This is a genomic window from Pseudomonas sp. LM13 (genome assembly GCF_041381355.1).
In the GTDB taxonomy this organism is placed as follows: Bacteria; Pseudomonadota; Gammaproteobacteria; order Pseudomonadales; family Pseudomonadaceae; genus Stutzerimonas; species Stutzerimonas frequens.
Map to the genome: position 1 here is coordinate 1 of NZ_JACBXH010000063.1, position 14,286 is coordinate 14,286.

Annotated in this window: 15 protein-coding genes; 8 read left to right on the plus strand and 7 right to left on the minus strand. The window is 62.7% G+C overall.

Going from position 1 to position 14,286, the window contains the following annotated elements; genetic code table 11:
- Positions 1-1,971 (minus strand): AAA family ATPase (locus HZR81_RS22280; protein WP_500129287.1); only part of this gene is annotated, 1,971 nt, incomplete at its 3' end.
- A 491-nt stretch (positions 1,972-2,462) separates the two neighbouring features.
- On the opposite strand from HZR81_RS22280, the gene HZR81_RS22285 reads away from it, so the two are divergent.
- From HZR81_RS22285 to HZR81_RS22295, 3 genes are all read left to right on the plus strand, one after another.
- On the plus strand, positions 2,463-3,221 hold the full coding sequence (locus tag HZR81_RS22285) for a substrate-binding periplasmic protein (protein ID WP_500129288.1): 759 nt from the start codon (positions 2,463-2,465) through the stop codon (positions 3,219-3,221).
- 293 nt (positions 3,222-3,514) lie between these two features.
- Complete coding sequence (locus HZR81_RS22290; RefSeq protein WP_500129289.1) at positions 3,515-3,973, plus strand: FecR domain-containing protein; 459 nt, start codon at positions 3,515-3,517, stop codon at positions 3,971-3,973.
- Complete coding sequence (locus HZR81_RS22295) at positions 3,970-4,530, plus strand: OmpA family protein (protein WP_500129290.1); 561 nt, start codon at positions 3,970-3,972, stop codon at positions 4,528-4,530. Before HZR81_RS22290 ends, HZR81_RS22295 begins: the two co-directional genes overlap by 4 nt.
- 41 nt (positions 4,531-4,571) lie before the next feature.
- On the opposite strand, the gene HZR81_RS22300 is transcribed toward HZR81_RS22295, so the two are convergent.
- The 5 genes from HZR81_RS22300 to HZR81_RS22320 form a co-directional block, all read right to left on the minus strand.
- Positions 4,572-4,952, minus strand: a complete 381-nt coding sequence (locus tag HZR81_RS22300) for a RidA family protein (RefSeq protein WP_063539541.1) — start codon at positions 4,950-4,952, stop codon at positions 4,572-4,574.
- 103 nt (positions 4,953-5,055) lie between these two features.
- Positions 5,056-7,164: a bifunctional GTP diphosphokinase/guanosine-3',5'-bis pyrophosphate 3'-pyrophosphohydrolase gene (gene spoT, locus HZR81_RS22305; protein WP_500129291.1), complete on the minus strand. Its 2,109-nt coding sequence runs from the start codon at positions 7,162-7,164 to the stop codon at positions 5,056-5,058.
- Positions 7,165-7,221: 57 nt separating this feature from the next.
- Complete coding sequence (gene rpoZ / locus HZR81_RS22310) at positions 7,222-7,485, minus strand: DNA-directed RNA polymerase subunit omega (protein ID WP_003295433.1); 264 nt, start codon at positions 7,483-7,485, stop codon at positions 7,222-7,224.
- Positions 7,486-7,581: 96 nt separating this feature from the next.
- On the minus strand, positions 7,582-8,202 hold the full coding sequence (gene gmk / locus HZR81_RS22315; RefSeq protein WP_063539543.1) for a guanylate kinase: 621 nt from the start codon (positions 8,200-8,202) through the stop codon (positions 7,582-7,584).
- 57 nt (positions 8,203-8,259) lie between these two features.
- Entirely contained in the window at positions 8,260-9,123 is an 864-nt protein-coding gene (locus HZR81_RS22320; RefSeq protein WP_500129292.1) for a YicC/YloC family endoribonuclease, read from the minus strand.
- 148 nt (positions 9,124-9,271) lie between these two features.
- Here HZR81_RS22320 and rph point away from each other — a divergent pair, with 148 nt between their 5' ends.
- Together rph and HZR81_RS22330 are read left to right on the plus strand one after the other, a co-directional pair.
- Positions 9,272-9,994, plus strand: a complete 723-nt coding sequence (rph, locus tag HZR81_RS22325; RefSeq protein ID WP_063539545.1) for a ribonuclease PH — start codon at positions 9,272-9,274, stop codon at positions 9,992-9,994.
- A 17-nt stretch (positions 9,995-10,011) separates the two neighbouring features.
- A complete protein-coding gene (locus HZR81_RS22330) occupies positions 10,012-10,380 on the plus strand; it encodes a DUF4870 domain-containing protein (protein WP_102839521.1) in 369 nt (122 codons plus the stop codon).
- Between the two features lie 76 nt (positions 10,381-10,456).
- Here the strand turns inward: HZR81_RS22330 and crc are convergent, their stop codons facing one another.
- Positions 10,457-11,236, minus strand: a complete 780-nt coding sequence (crc, locus tag HZR81_RS22335; protein ID WP_500129293.1) for a catabolite repression control protein Crc — start codon at positions 11,234-11,236, stop codon at positions 10,457-10,459.
- Between the two features lie 85 nt (positions 11,237-11,321).
- On the opposite strand from crc, the gene pyrE reads away from it, so the two are divergent.
- The 3 genes from pyrE (at position 11,322) to HZR81_RS22350 (ending at position 14,236) form a co-directional block, all read left to right on the plus strand.
- Positions 11,322-11,963, plus strand: coding sequence for an orotate phosphoribosyltransferase (pyrE, locus tag HZR81_RS22340; protein ID WP_500129294.1), 642 nt, complete (start codon positions 11,322-11,324; stop codon positions 11,961-11,963).
- Positions 11,964-11,983: 20 nt separating this feature from the next.
- The gene (locus HZR81_RS22345; RefSeq protein ID WP_313450635.1) at positions 11,984-12,577 is read left to right on the plus strand and encodes a DUF4124 domain-containing protein; all 594 of its coding nucleotides are present in this window, start codon (positions 11,984-11,986) and stop codon (positions 12,575-12,577) included.
- 183 nt (positions 12,578-12,760) lie between these two features.
- The gene (locus tag HZR81_RS22350) at positions 12,761-14,236 is read left to right on the plus strand and encodes a DUF3360 family protein (protein ID WP_080902081.1); all 1,476 of its coding nucleotides are present in this window, start codon (positions 12,761-12,763) and stop codon (positions 14,234-14,236) included.
- Positions 14,237-14,286: the final 50 nt, after the last annotated feature.

The window sequence follows — 14,286 nt, forward strand, 5'->3', positions numbered from 1 at the left end:
CATCCCGGGGCCTTCCGGCTCGGTAGTGTCCTTCGGCTCACCAGCGACAAGGTCGAACAGCGCCCCGGTGCCGTCGTCGAAGCCTGAGGCGGCGACGCGCTCGAGTCCGGAGACCGGGCCATGCCATGGCGAGATGCCGTGGCCACGGTCGGCAGGAATCGCGGCAACCGCAGCGAGCACTTCCTCACCCGGCACGGTCTCACACTCGAGCAGGCGCTCGGTGATCTGGTCGAGCGCCGGCTTCAGGCGCTGTAGCAGTGCGAGGCACTCGTGATTGAGTTGCTGCAGTAGTTCATCGGCTGCTTCCAACGCTTCGCGCGGATCGCTGTCCAGATGCGCGTCGCGCACGGCCTGCAGGCTCAGCAGCGAGCCACGCGGCCCCATGCCGAGGGCACCGACCATGGAAAGGGCGATCTTCGAGGCTTCCTGCAGATCCTGCCCGGCACCGGACGATACTTCATGGAAATACAACTGCTCGGCACCACGGCCGGCCAGCAGCATCTGGATGCGATTGCGCAGTTCGGAATACATGTGCAGCCGCTTGTCTTCCACCGGCGTCACCAGGGTCACGCCCAGCGCCTGGCCGCGCGGTAGGATGGTGACCTTTTCCACTCGACCGACATTCAGCGCCGCGGCCACCAGCGCGTGGCCGGCTTCGTGCACGGCGATGCGCTTGCGGTCGGTGGCGGACATCGGCGTCACGCCGGAAGGCTGCTCGCCGATGCGGCAGGTTTCCACCGCATCGACGAAGTGCGCCATATCGACCTGTTTGGCACCCGCGCGTGCTGCCAGCAGCGCCGCATGGTTGACGATATAGGCGATGGCAGCCGGCGTGAGACCGACGGTACTGCGTGCCAGCTGCGGGAAGTCCAGATCGGTCGCCGCGCTGATCTTGCCGGCGTACAGGCGGAACAGCGCCTCACGGTCATCGAGGCCGGGCAGGGCGACGGCGATGGAGCGGTCGAAGCGGCCTTCGCGCACCAGCGCCGGATCGAGCGAATTGGGGAAGTTGGTGGCGCCCAGCACCAGCACGCCGCTGGCGCCGTCGAAGCCGTCCATCTCGGCAAGGAACTGGTTGATGATGCGGTTGCTCTCGGCGTCACTGGAACGCTGCTGTTCGGCGCGCTTGCCGATGCCATCGATCTCGTCGATGAAGATGATGCACGGCGCCTGCTTACGTGCGGTACGGAACAGCGCCTTGACCTTCTGGATGCCGACGCCGAAATACATCGAGGAGAAGTCGCTGCCGGTGACCTGGATGAAGCTGGCATTCGATTCGCTGGCCAGTGCCTTGGCCAGCTGAGTCTTTCCCGTACCGGGCTCGCCAGTCAGTAGCACACCCTTGGGTGGGCGCGCGCCGAGGCGTGCGTAGGCGGCCGGATTGCGCAGGTAGGCGGTGACGTCGCTGAGGGCCTGCTTGGCCTCCGCGGCACCGATCACGTCGGCGAAGGTCACGCCGCTGCCCTTGCGCTGGACCTCGAAGCTGCGCGTTTTCATGCCGAAGAAGATTGCCGCGCCGAGCAGCAGCAGGGCAATTGGCGAGTACGGCAGCAGGTAGGTGTAGAACGGCTTTTCCGCGTCGGTCTGGAACATGGCCAACGGGAACAGTTCGCCGCTGCCCTGCGCGTACTGCTCGAGCAGCAGCCCGGCGACGCGACCGGACTGATCCGGCACCCAGTAACGTAGGCCGTCGTGCAGGCTGACGTACACCGCGTCCTTACCCAGCGCGGCGCTGGCGATGTTGGCGCCACGCAGGTCATTCACCAGCACCGAGAGGTCGCGGCGATTGGCCTGCCAGGGATCGGTGGAGTCCTGCAGGGCTTCGAGCATGCTCGCCGCCGCGCCAGTGGCTGGCGTCGACGGAGAGCTGGGCTGCAGCTGCCAATAGGTAATGCAAGCGGCGATCAGCAGGAGCAGAAAAATGGCGAGTACAGGGCCGCGACGACCTTGTAGCAGACGAGGTGTTTTCATTTCACATCCAGTCGGGTAGCCCCGACGTTTCGACAAACCACCGCCCGCAGGCGGACCACAGTTTTGCGGGAAGCCCCGCGGCGCCATTTGCATGGCGCGCCACAGTTCGGATGCGTTGGATGCGATTTATATGCCCGACTGTGTCTCGGGTCCGCAGACTCCGATAGCCGGCGAGAATACGGCAAGTGCCACCATGGGGGTGGCTACGCGACGAACGGCTCGCAGGTTTTCGACGAATGACCAGCGGCCAGGGGAACGAAAACTTGCGCCAGATGCCGTGCCTCCGCAGTTGCCCCTGCCTGGAGGAGCCGCCATCCGATGGCGGCACGCACGTAAGTGATCCGACGCAGAGAATGTCATGCCAGGCGCTGTTAGGGTTCATCGCCGCGCGGTCGCTTGTCACGAGCCGGGCGCAATAAGAACTTGCCGACAGCCGCCCGGCACCGATGCCGGTGCGGCATAACGATGTCCGATCGACCCGAGATCTCAACATGCCGACCAACAAGAAATATTTTCGCTGCGCTTTCCTGGGCGCGCTGATTGCCCTCCTGCCATTTGCCTCGGCCAGTGCCGACGGGGAAACGATCAACCTGCTCACGCAGAACTTTCCACCCTTCAGCATGGCCGACGATAGCAAGAATTTCGCCAAGGAGGATGCGATCAGCGGCATCGACGCCGACGTGGTGGCCGCCCTGTTCAAGCGCGCCGACGTGCCCTACGCGATGACGCTGCGTTTCCCGTGGAGCCGCCTGCAAAAACTGGCCGAGAAGACCCCAGGCTTCGCCGTGTTCTCCCTCAGTCGTACCCCCGAGCGCGAGCCCAAGTACAAGTGGGTCGGTCCGCTCAGCGAGATCCAGATCGTGCTGCTCAAGACCCCGGAGAGCCAGGTTCAGGTCTCTAGCCTGGAAGATGCCAGGCAGTATCGAATCGGCTCGAAGGATGGCAGCGTGGGCAGTCAGTACCTGATCAACCGCGGCATCGAGGTGCAGAGTTCGCTGATCGATACGCCGGCCAAGCTGAAGGCCGGCCAGTTCGATCTGTGGGCGACCACCAACCCCTCCGGCGAATACGAGGCGAAGCAGGCCGGCGTCGGCCCGCTGGTCGTGGCGCTGACACTGAGCCGGGTCGATCTCTACCTGGCGCTGAACAAGGAAACGCCGGATGCGGTCGTCGAAAAACTGCAGCGAACACTCGACCAGATGAAGCAGGAGGGGTTGCTGCAACAGGCAGTGCAGCGTTACCTGAACTGATGGCGTTCCATGCCTCCATGGGGACGGGTGATCGTCCCCCCCAGGTTGTTTGCACGGCCCGATCTGCCTCTCGAATCGAAACATGAACGAGCCGTGCTTGTGCTGCCTTCGGCTGTGCGGGCCGCCGCAGCGAGAGCTGGTTCGCGCTGACTCGCAGATGCCAGCCGCCTGGCCCAGCTCCACCAGTAAATCACCGGAAAACGAAACGGCAGGGGATTTTTTGCCGGTTTGGACTGCCTTAGCTCAGTGGAGCGGGATCGCTCCAACCGCATTCCTGACGATTCGAGAATTCGATGATTTGCTTCAACAACATGCAGCGTGCCCTCTATCTGGCCGCTGCAGCCTTGATTGCGCCTGCCTTCGCCGAAAAGCTGCCCGAGCCGGTCGGGCATGTGGCGCGGGTGGAAGGCCCTGCTTACGTCAGCAGTCGCGGCTATACCAACGCGGCAAAGGTCGGTCAGGCGATCGTGCCCGGGGTGGCATTGAGTACCGGCGCCAAGGGTAGGCTTGGTGTGATCCTCGACGATGGCAGCGTGTTGTCGTTCGGCCCGCATAGCGAATTCACGCTTGATGAGTACCGCTTCGCTCCAGCCGCTGGCGATCTCCAACTGCGTGCCATGCTCGCTCGGGGATCGCTGAATCTGATTGCCGGCGACATGGCGCGGCTCGATCCCGACGCGGTGGCGATCCATACCCCACAGGGGCTTGTGCGGGTGCTTGGAGGCCAGCTGCTGATGAAGGTGAACGAATGAAGCGGCACGCTCTGCTCCTGGCGCTGCTGACGCTTGCTGGTTGCGCGCAGCACTCTTACGTCATGTTGGCCGATGGGGTGCCGGGTGGTGTGGTGCTGGGTGACGAGGGGCAGCGCCTGCTCGAGGCACCGGGCAAGGGCATGACGATTGCCGGGACTGGTCCAGCGTTTGCGGTCAGCGACATGCGCCGCGGCCGTGATTTCGGCGAAGCCTTGTCCGCGCAGCCGGCCCTGCCGGAGCGTTTCGTCATTCAATCGGGAGCCTCGGGGCTGGGCGGTGCCGCCACGCAGGTCGTGGACGAGGTATTGCAGGCGGCGCTGCGCCGCGATTACCCGGTGGTCACGGTGATCGGCCATACCGATACGCTGGGGCATCGGGCCACGAACGAGCAGGTCGGCCTGCGCCGCGCCCAGGCTGTCGCCGAACTACTGAAAGCGCGGGGGCTGGAGGCCATGGAGCTGCGGGTTACGTCGCACGGCGAGGGAAATCTGCTGGTGGTGACACCGGATGCCACCGCCGAGCCGCGCAATCGACGGGTCGAGGTGCTGGTGCGCTGATGAGCAGCGGCGCGGCACAGGGCCGCGCCGGCCCTAGCGGATCAGTCGATGACCAGGATCGCGTCCATTTCGACCTGCGCGCCTTTCGGCAGCGCGGCGACGCCGATGGCTGCGCGCGCCGGGTACGGCTGCTGGCAGTAACGGCTCATCACCTCGTTGACGGTGGCGAAATTGCCGAGGTCGGTGAGGAAGATGTTGAGCTTGACGATGTCCTTCAGCGAGCCGCCTGCGGCCTCGGCCACCGCCTTGAGGTTCTCGAACACCTGCACGGCCTGCGCCTCGAAACCCTCCACCAGCTCCATGGTCTTGGGATCCAGCGGGATCTGTCCGGACAGGTAGACGGTGTTGCCGGTTTTGATGGCCTGGGAGTAGGTGCCGATGGCGGCCGGGGCCTTGTCGGTGTTGATCACGGTCTTGCTCATGGAGACTCCTCTGGGAATTGGGCAACGGGCCGCCAGCATAATGGCTGATGGCGAGAGCGGCCAGCCGTGGCGTTTTGCTGATAGGTGAAGTCGACGGAAGCGGTCAGGCCTTGACGCGGGTGATCCGAGTGACGCCCTTGATCGCGCGCAGCTTCTTGATGACCCGGGCCAGATGCACGCGGTCATGCACGCTGACCACCAGCTGGACCACGCTGATGCGGCCGTCTCGCTCGTCCATGCCGATCTTCTCGATGTTGCCGTCGGCGGCATTGACGCTGCCGGCGAGCAGGGCGATCAGGCCGCGCTGGTGCTCCAGCTCGACGCGCAGCTCGACGTTGAACTCGCCCGTGACGTCCTTGGACCAGGACAGCTGGATGCACTTGTCCGGATTGTGGCGGACGTCAGCGATGTTCCGACAGGTTTCCAGGTGCACCACCATGCCCTTGCCGGCCGACAGGTGACCGACGATTGGGTCGCCGGGAATCGGCGTGCAGCACTTGGCGTAGTTGAGTACCAGCCCTTCGGTACCTCGGATCGCCAGCGGCCCTTCGAGGGCCGGTGCCTGCTCGTCGTCCCGGGCAATCAGGCGGCGGGCGATGACGTAGGCCATGCGGTTGCCCAGGCCGATGTCTTCCAGCAGGTCCTCGACGTATTCCATGTGGTACTCGGCAAGCACATGCTGGATACGCTCGGGGCTGATCTTGTCGAGGCTCGTCTCGAAACCGCTGAGGGCCTTGCTCAGCAGCCGCTCGCCGAGGTTGATGGACTCCGAGCGGCGCTGCAGCTTGAGCGCATGGCGAATGTGCGTGCGTGCCTTGCCGGTGACGACGAAATTCAGCCACGCGGGATTCGGCCGTGCACCCGGCGCGGTGACGATTTCCACCGTCGAGCCGCTTTCCAGTGGCTGCGACAGCGGTGCCAGGCGACGGTTGACGCGGCAGGCGATGCAGGTGTTGCCGACATCGGTGTGCACCGCGTAGGCGAAGTCGACGGCGGTGGAACCCTTGGGCATCTCCATGATGCGGCCCTTGGGGGTGAAGACGTAGACCTCGTCGGGGAACAGGTCGATCTTCACGCTCTCGATGAATTCCAGCGAGTTGCCGGCACGCTGCTGCAGTTCCAGTACGCCCTTGACCCACTGACGGGCGCGAGCATGGGTACCTTTGGGCACCTCGTCCTCGGGGGACTTGTACAACCAGTGTGCGGCGATGCCGTTGTTGGCCATCTCTTCCATCTCGCGGGTGCGGATCTGGATTTCGATGGGCACGCCGTGCATGCCGAACAGGGTGGTGTGCAGCGACTGGTAGCCGTTGGCCTTGGGAATCGCGATGTAGTCCTTGAATCGCCCTGGCAGTGGCTTGTACAGGCTGTGCACGGCGCCGAGCACGCGATAGCACGTATCGACCTTGTCCACCACGATGCGGAAGGCGTAGACATCCATGATCTCGTGGAAGGCTTTCCGCTTGCCGCGCATCTTCTTGTAGATGCTGTACAGGTGCTTCTCGCGGCCCAGTACGTCGCCTTCCAGCCCTTCGCGCTCGAGGCAGTGGATCAACGACTGTTCGATCTTCTCGACGATCTCGTTGCGGTTGCCGCGGGCGCGGCGTACGGCGGCGCGGATGCGCTCCGAACGCATCGGGTGCATGGCCTTGAAGCCGAGATCCTCGAACTCCACGCGCATCGTGTGCATACCGAGGCGATTGGCAATCGGTGCGTAGATTTCCAGGGTTTCCTTGGCGATGCGTCGACGCTTTTCGCCGGCCAGCACTTCCAGGGTGCGCATGTTGTGTAGACGGTCGGCGAGCTTGACCAGGATCACGCGGATGTCGCGGGCCATGGCCATGGCCATCTTCTGGAAGTTCTCGGCCTGGGCCTCGGCCTTCGTCTCGAAGTTCATCTGGGTCAGCTTGCTGACCCCATCGACGAGCTCGGCCACGGTTTCGCCGAACTGGGCGACCAGGGCTTCCTTGGGAATACCGGTGTCCTCGATGACGTCGTGCAGCATCGCGGCCATCAGGCTCTGATGGTCCATGTGCATGTCGGCGAGGATGTTGGCTACCGCGAGGGGGTGGGTGACGTAGGCTTCACCGCTGCGCCGGCGCTGCCCGTCGTGGGCCTGCTCGGCATAGAAATAGGCTCGGCGAACCAGGTTGACCTGGTCCGGGCCGAGATAGGTCGACAGGCGATCCGCGAGTGCGTCTATGGCTGGCAAGGTAGTGCTCCTTGCCGGCGGGCGATGTGATCGGCTCGACTTCGACCTGGCATTTAATCAGATGGCCTCGTTCGGCTCTTCCTCGTACTGGGTGAAGAGCGGTTCGTCATCAACGATTTCGTCCTGTGCGATGACATCGTAATCGACCAGGCCGGAAGCGATTTCGCGTAGCGCGACAACGGTCGGCTTGTCGTTCTCCCAGGCCACTTTCGGCTCCTTGCCGCCGGTCGCCAGTTGACGCGCGCGCTTGGTGGCAAGCATGACCAGCTCGAAGCGGTTATCAACGTTGTCCAGGCAGTCTTCAACGGTAACGCGGGCCATGGTGTTCCTCGTGATCAGTAACGGTAGAGCATGCCCGAATGGGCGAGCGGACGGATTAGTCTAAAAAATCACCAGCCTTAATGGAAGCGCTGTTTCTCAGGCCAGCAGCTCGCTGAGCAGTCGTGCGTGGCGCTGCTGCTGGGATTGCTGCTTGAGCTGGTTGGCGCGGAAGATCGACTGCAGGTCGACCAGCGCGTGGGCGAAGTCGTCATTGATCACCAGGTAGTCGTACTCGACGTAATGGCTCATCTCGCTGACCGCTTCGCGCATGCGCTTCTCGATGATCTCGTCGCTGTCCTGGCCGCGGTTGTTGAGGCGCTGGCGCAGAGCTTCCTGGGTCGGCGGGAGGATGAAGATCGACTTGGCTTGCGGCATCAGCCGGCGCACCTGCTGGGCACCCTGCCAGTCGATTTCCAGAATCAGGTCGAAGCCCTCGGCCAGGGTCTGCTCCAGCCAGCGCTGCGAGGTACCGTAGAGGTTGCCGAACACTTCGGCATGTTCGAGGAACTCGTCGCGCTCCAGACGCTCGAGAAAATCCTCGCGGCTGACGAAGTGGTAGTTCACGCCGTCGACCTCGCCCGGGCGCATGGCGCGAGTCGTGTGCGAAACCGACACCCGCACCTGCGGTTGTGCGTCGACCAAGGCCTTGACCAGGCTGGTCTTGCCGGCCCCGGAAGGCGCGGACACGATGTAAAGCGTACCGGTGGTGGCGGACATGACGGGTTCCTGGAAAGCCTGTGGGACAAAAGTAGACCAGCCGCTAGGCAGCTGGGGTTATTCGATGTTCTGCACCTGTTCGCGCATCTGCTCGATCAGAACCTTGAGGTTCACCGCGGCCTGGGTGCTGCGCGGGTCGAAGGCTTTCGACCCGAGGGTGTTGGCCTCGCGGTTGAGTTCCTGCATGAGGAAATCAAGGCGGCGCCCGGCGGCGCCACCGGCCTTGAGCACGCGCTGAACTTCGCCGACGTGGGTGCTCAGACGGTCGAGTTCTTCGGCCACGTCACTCTTCTGTGCGAGCAGAACCATCTCCTGCTCGAGGCGTTGCGGATCCAGCTCGGCGGCCATCTCGTTGAAACGGTCGAGGATCTTCTGGCGCTGGGCGGCGAGCATCTGCGGCACTTGCTCACGCAGCGTGGCGACTTCCGCGAGGATGCTATCCAGGCGCTCCTCGAGCAACTTGGCGAGCTCCGCGCCCTCGCGCCGACGGCCTTCCTTGAGCTGCGCCAGAGCCTTGTGGAACAGCTCCAGTGCGCTCTGGTTGAGTGCTTGCGGGTCGGCCGCATCGGCGACCAGCACGCCCGGCCAGCCGAGCACCTGCAGCGGATCGATAGCGGCCGGCTGGCGAATCAGGGCGGCAACGCTTTCGGCGGCGGCGATCAACTGGCTGGCGCGCTCCTGGTCAACCTGCAGGCTGCTGCGCTGGCTTTCCTCGGCGAAGCGCAGCGTGCACTCCACTTTGCCGCGCGAGAGGCCCTTGCGCAGCGCATCGCGCACCTGACCTTCCAGATCGCGGAACGCCTCAGGCAGGCGCAGGTGCGGTTCCAGATAACGGTGATTGACCGAGCGGATTTCCCAGCTGAAGGTGCCATGGGGGCCGGCCTGCTCGCTGCGGGCAAAGGCCGTCATGCTGTGGACCATCGGATAACCTCTCGGATGCGGACTGCGAAAGGCGGAGGATTGTAATGGAAACCGGCCATCGCTGCAGTGACGGCCGGACGGTCGCGACCCTTTCCCGGCCAGGGGCTCTATAATGCCGCTCACATTCTTTATTTAGCAGGACCTATCCATGAAGCGACCCAGTGGCCGTGCCGCCGATCAGCTGCGCTCGATCCGCATCACCCGAAACTACACCAAGCATGCAGAGGGCTCGGTGCTGGTCGAGTTTGGCGATACCAAGGTGATCTGCACGGCGAGCATCGAGGCCGGCGTGCCGCGCTTCCTCAAGGGCCAGGGCCAGGGATGGTTGACTGCCGAGTACGGCATGCTGCCGCGTTCGACTGGTGAGCGGAACCAACGCGAAGCCGCACGGGGCAAACAGGGTGGACGCACGCTGGAAATCCAGCGTCTGATCGGGCGCTCGCTGCGGGCCGCGCTGGACATGAGCAAGCTGGGCGAGAACACGCTGTTCATTGACTGCGACGTGATTCAGGCCGATGGCGGTACTCGCACAGCCTCGATCACTGGCGGCATGGTCGCGCTGATCGACGCCCTGAAGGTCCTGAAAAAGCGTGGTGGTCTGAAGGGTGGCGATCCGGTCAAACAGATGATCGCAGCCGTTTCGGTCGGTATCTACCAGGGTGCGCCAGTGCTGGACCTGGACTATCTGGAAGACTCTGCCGCCGAGACCGACCTGAATGTGGTGATGACCGATGCCGGCGGTTTCATCGAGGTTCAGGGCACTGCCGAGGGTGCGCCGTTCCATGCCGATGAGCTCAATGCCATGCTCGCACTGGCCCACGATGGCATGCGCCAGTTGTTCGACCTGCAGCGCGCGGCGCTGGCGGACTGAGAAAGAGGTAGCGCGGAATGAGCGATCAGGATCTCGTGCCGTTGCCCAGTCGCGAAGCGCGCCAGTGGGCAATGTTCTGTCATTATTCGGCGTTCTTCTGGTTCCTGGCGCCGATGATCGGCAACGTGATTGGCCCGCTGATCGTCTGGCAGTTGAAGAAGGACATGGATCCCTACGTCGACCAGCAGGGCAAGGAGGCGTTGAATTTTCAACTGACCTTCAGCATTGCGATGATGATCTGCGGCGTGCTGGCCTGGATCCTCATCGGCTTCCCGCTGATGGTGCTGGTGAGCGTCGTGGCGCTGGTGCTGGTGGTGATCGCTGGCATCCGCGCCAACGAGGGCAAGCCCTACCGTTATCCGTTCTGCTGGCGGCTCGTCAAATAGGCCGGCTTCGATCTTCAGTTGACCGCAGAGCGGCGACCGGCGATCTCCGCGCCGGTCGCCCTTGCGAGTCGCGAGCTTACAGGCTGAGCGTCCAGTCGTAATCGGCGATCAGCGGTGCGTGCTGGGAGAAGCGTGGCTGACGTGGCAAGCGTGCGCTGCGGACGAAGCGGCGAAGGCCCGAGGTCAGGATCTGATAATCAAAGCGCCAGCCGAGGTTGAGCATCTCCGCTTGCTCCGTGTCCGGCCACCAGCTGAACAGATCACCTTCGCGATTCACTTCGCGCAAGGCGTCGACGTAGCCCATGTTGCCGAAGATTTCATCGAGCCAGGCACGTTCGGGCGCGAGGAAGCCCGGATCCTGCTGGCAGTCGCGCCAGTTCTTCACATCGATCTTCTGATGCGCGGCGTACAGCGAGCCGCAATAGATGTACTCACGACGCTTGCGGCGCTGCTTGTCCAGATAGCGGGCAAAATCGTCCATGAACTTGAGCTTGTGATTCAAATTGGAGTCGCCACCCTGACCGGACGGCACCAGCAGGCTGGCAATGCTGACCTTGTCGAAGTCGGCCTGCAGGTAACGGCCGTAGCGGTCCACGGTTTCGAAGCCCAGTCCGGTGATCACTGCTTTTGGCTGCAATCTGGAATAAAGCGCCACGCCGCCCTGTTCCGGAATCTCGGCATCGCAGGCGTAGAGGAAATAACCGTCCAGCTGATAAGCCGGGTCGTCGAGTTCCAAGGCAGAGGCGCGGGTATCCTGCAGGCAGATGACATCGGCATTCTGCGCTTGCAGCCAGCTGAGCAATCCCCGCTGTGCCGCCGCTTGAATGCCATTCACGTTGACGCTGATGATCCGCATAAATGGCCCCTAAAAACACGTGCGTGTATGATAACCCAAGCTCTTCGCAATTAGCTAAAACAGTGGTTTTCCGGGAAATTTCTTCATGCAGGCGTACCAGCGCGAGTTCATTCGCTTCGCCATCGAACGCGGTGTTCTGCGTTTCGGTGAGTTCACTCTCAAGTCGGGACGCACCAGCCCCTATTTTTTCAATGCCGGGTTGTTCAACAGCGGCAGCGCGTTGGCACAGCTCGGGCGGTTCTACGCCTCGGCGGTGATCGAGAGCGGCCTGGATTTCGACGTCATCTTCGGTCCGGCCTACAAGGGCATCTCGCTCGGCGCAGCCACTGCCATCGCGCTGGCCGAGCAGCATCAGCGCGACCTGCCTTGGTGCTTCAACCGCAAGGAAGCCAAGGATCATGGCGAGGGTGGCACGCTGGTCGGTGCACCGCTGGCGGGGCGTGTGCTGATCGTCGATGACGTGATCACCGCCGGCACCGCGATCCGCGAAGTGATGCAGATCATCCAAGCGCAGAAAGCCGAGGCCGCCGGCGTACTCATCGCCTTGAATCGACAGGAAAGAGGGCAGGGCGAGCTGTCGGCGATTCAAGAAGTTGAACGTGATTATCGAATGCCGGTAATCAGTATTGTGTCCCTGGAGCAAGTGCTGGAATATCTCGCCGACGACGCTCAGCTGAAACAGCACCTGCCCGCGGTACAGGCTTATCGCGAGCAGTACGGAATCTGACCCAGGGTAGGTAATGCGCCATGCGTAAATCGGTAGCCGCTCGTACGTTGCTCCTGCTGGGAGTCATATGTCCGGTATTGGCCTCGGCTGCCGAGCTGTATCGCTATGTGGACGACCGCGGCGTGGTCGTACTCGATCGCCATGGCGTGCCGCCGCAACACATTTCGCGTGGATATCAGGTGCTCAACGAGCAAGGGCGAGTGGTCCGCGAGGTGCCGCCGGCACCGACCGCGGAGGAATTTGCCCGGTTGCAGGCACAGAAGGCCCGCGCTGCATCGGATGCGCAGCTGCTGCGTCTGTATGCCAGTGTCGAGGATGTGGAGCGGGCCGAAACGCGCAAGCTTTCCGAGCTCGATAGCGTGATGGGCTTGGCCCGCGGCAACCTGCAGTCGATACGCAACCAGCATGCGAGCTTGCGCAAGCAGGCGGCGAACCATGAGCGCGCCGGCCGCAAGGTTCCAGGCAACTTGTTGGCGCAGATCGAGAACCTTGAAAAGGAAGAGCAGAGTCTGCTGCGCGACCTCAAGCGTTTCGAAAAGGCGCGCGCTGATGCGGAAGTCAGCTTTGCCAGTGATCGCCAGCGGATTGCCGAATTGCTAGGGCGAAAGCAGTAAAACGCTGATAGCCGTTCCCTTGTTTCAAAATACTTGGCGTGGCTATTTGCTATGCCAATAGCTCGATGAATAGCTTGCTTGCTATCACAAAAGACCGCTCTAGCTCAATAGTTTCAAGGTCGTGATGAGTTGCTTGGGGTCAGTCTGTACCGTGGCGCAAATTTTTCGGTATGGCTGACTAGCATGAATGGTAGGGACCTACGCAGTTATCGGGAGCTTCACAAGCCGAAGGGAAATTTCGCGACTCGCTCTGAATACCTCGAGCACGAACTGGAGATCATGGCGCCGAAGCGCTGGGGAATAAACCTGCCGTTTCGTGACTACCGTTTCGAGTACGAAGATTGGGTGCCGGCCATGGCGGCGACCATCGGCAAGATCGTCATGGTGGCGGCGGTTGTTGCGGCTTTCGCCGGCCCGATGGGGCTTTCCAACGAGTTCGTGATCGAGAACGCGCGCTACGAGATGCTGATCGCAGCACTGCTGTTTGTCGTGGTGTTCTCCGGTTTCCTCAATCCCACGGCCAACCTGGCCGGGACCCATGGCCCGCTGATTCCGTTGATCCCCCTGATCGTCGCATCGGGCGGGCATCCTATGGCGCTGGGGATCATGGTGGGTGTGCTCGGTTTCACCCTGGGTGTCTTCAAGGGCGGCAGTCTGTTGGCGCGTCTGACTAGTGATGGTGTTTGTGGCGGATTGCTGCTGTATCTGGGTTTCATCGGCATTACCTCGCAGATCAAGAAGCTGTTCGGTTGGGCCGACAGCTTCGACATGGGCTACATCGCGTTTATCGTGGTGTTCGCCACCATCGTGATGTACGCCTATCTAGAACATATCCGCATGCGCTGGCTGGCGATTCCGCTGGGTTCGGCGCTGGCGGCCGTGATCGCATTTGCATTGGGCGCTCCGTTCGAGTTCACCACCGAGCCGGGTGTGCCCAACCTGAATCCGATGTACTGGTGGGGCGAAACTACCGGCTGGCAGATCGGTCTGCCCGAGCTGCATCACTTCATTGCTGTCGCGCCATTTGCCGTGCTGGCGGTAGCCATGTGGTCGCCGGACTTCCTTGGACATCGTGTGTTCCAGCAGCTGAACTATCCGCCGAAGGCGAAGAAGGTGCTGATGAACATCGATGACACCATGTGCGTTGCGGCGGCACGACAGATCGTCGGCACGTCGCTGGGTGGCGGTAACCTGGCCTCATCCTGGGGCACCTTCATGGTGCCGGCCGCCATCGCCAAGCGCCCGATTCCCGCCGGTGCATTGCTCACCGGCCTGCTCTGTGTGGTTGCGGCGCTTTGGGGCTACCCGATGGATCTGGCGATCTGGCCGCCGGTACTGAGCGTGGCGCTGATGGTCGGCGTGTTCCTGCCGCTGCTGGAAGCCGGTATGCAGATGACCCGTGAGGGCAAGACCTCGCAGTCGGCGGCCATCGTGATCTTTTCCTCGGCGCTGGTTAATCCGGTGTTCGGCTGGTCGCTGACGGTGCTGCTCGACAATCTCGGGCTGATCGGTGACAAGGAGCGTGGTCAGTCCCTGAGCCACCTGCATCGTTGGGTCATCCCGACGATCGTCTTCATCGTGCTCTGCGCCGTGATGCTGGGTATCGGCATGTTCCCGGGCATCCCGGCGATGCTCGAGTCGTTCCGTATCGATCTCTGATTGGCTGACGGCACGGCATGAAAAAAGGGAGCCTAGGCTCCCTTTTCTTT

What these genes read in the sequence shown, in the direction of transcription:
- HZR81_RS22285 (WP_500129288.1), top strand. Translation starts at nt 2,463, where the DNA reads ATGCCGACCAACAAGAAATATTTTCGCTGCGCTTTCCTGGGCGCGCTG.
- HZR81_RS22290 (WP_500129289.1), top strand. Translation starts at nt 3,515, where the DNA reads ATGATTTGCTTCAACAACATGCAGCGTGCCCTCTATCTGGCCGCTGCA.
- HZR81_RS22295 (WP_500129290.1), top strand. Translation starts at nt 3,970, where the DNA reads ATGAAGCGGCACGCTCTGCTCCTGGCGCTGCTGACGCTTGCTGGTTGC.
- HZR81_RS22300 (WP_063539541.1), bottom strand. Translation starts at nt 4,952, where the DNA reads ATGAGCAAGACCGTGATCAACACCGACAAGGCCCCGGCCGCCATCGGC.
- rpoZ (WP_003295433.1), bottom strand. Translation starts at nt 7,485, where the DNA reads ATGGCCCGCGTTACCGTTGAAGACTGCCTGGACAACGTTGATAACCGC.
- gmk (WP_063539543.1), bottom strand. Translation starts at nt 8,202, where the DNA reads ATGTCCGCCACCACCGGTACGCTTTACATCGTGTCCGCGCCTTCCGGG.
- HZR81_RS22320 (WP_500129292.1), bottom strand. Translation starts at nt 9,123, where the DNA reads ATGGTCCACAGCATGACGGCCTTTGCCCGCAGCGAGCAGGCCGGCCCC.
- rph (WP_063539545.1), top strand. Translation starts at nt 9,272, where the DNA reads ATGAAGCGACCCAGTGGCCGTGCCGCCGATCAGCTGCGCTCGATCCGC.
- HZR81_RS22330 (WP_102839521.1), top strand. Translation starts at nt 10,012, where the DNA reads ATGAGCGATCAGGATCTCGTGCCGTTGCCCAGTCGCGAAGCGCGCCAG.
- crc (WP_500129293.1), bottom strand. Translation starts at nt 11,236, where the DNA reads ATGCGGATCATCAGCGTCAACGTGAATGGCATTCAAGCGGCGGCACAG.
- pyrE (WP_500129294.1), top strand. Translation starts at nt 11,322, where the DNA reads ATGCAGGCGTACCAGCGCGAGTTCATTCGCTTCGCCATCGAACGCGGT.
- HZR81_RS22345 (WP_313450635.1), top strand. Translation starts at nt 11,984, where the DNA reads ATGCGTAAATCGGTAGCCGCTCGTACGTTGCTCCTGCTGGGAGTCATA.
- HZR81_RS22350 (WP_080902081.1), top strand. Translation starts at nt 12,761, where the DNA reads ATGAATGGTAGGGACCTACGCAGTTATCGGGAGCTTCACAAGCCGAAG.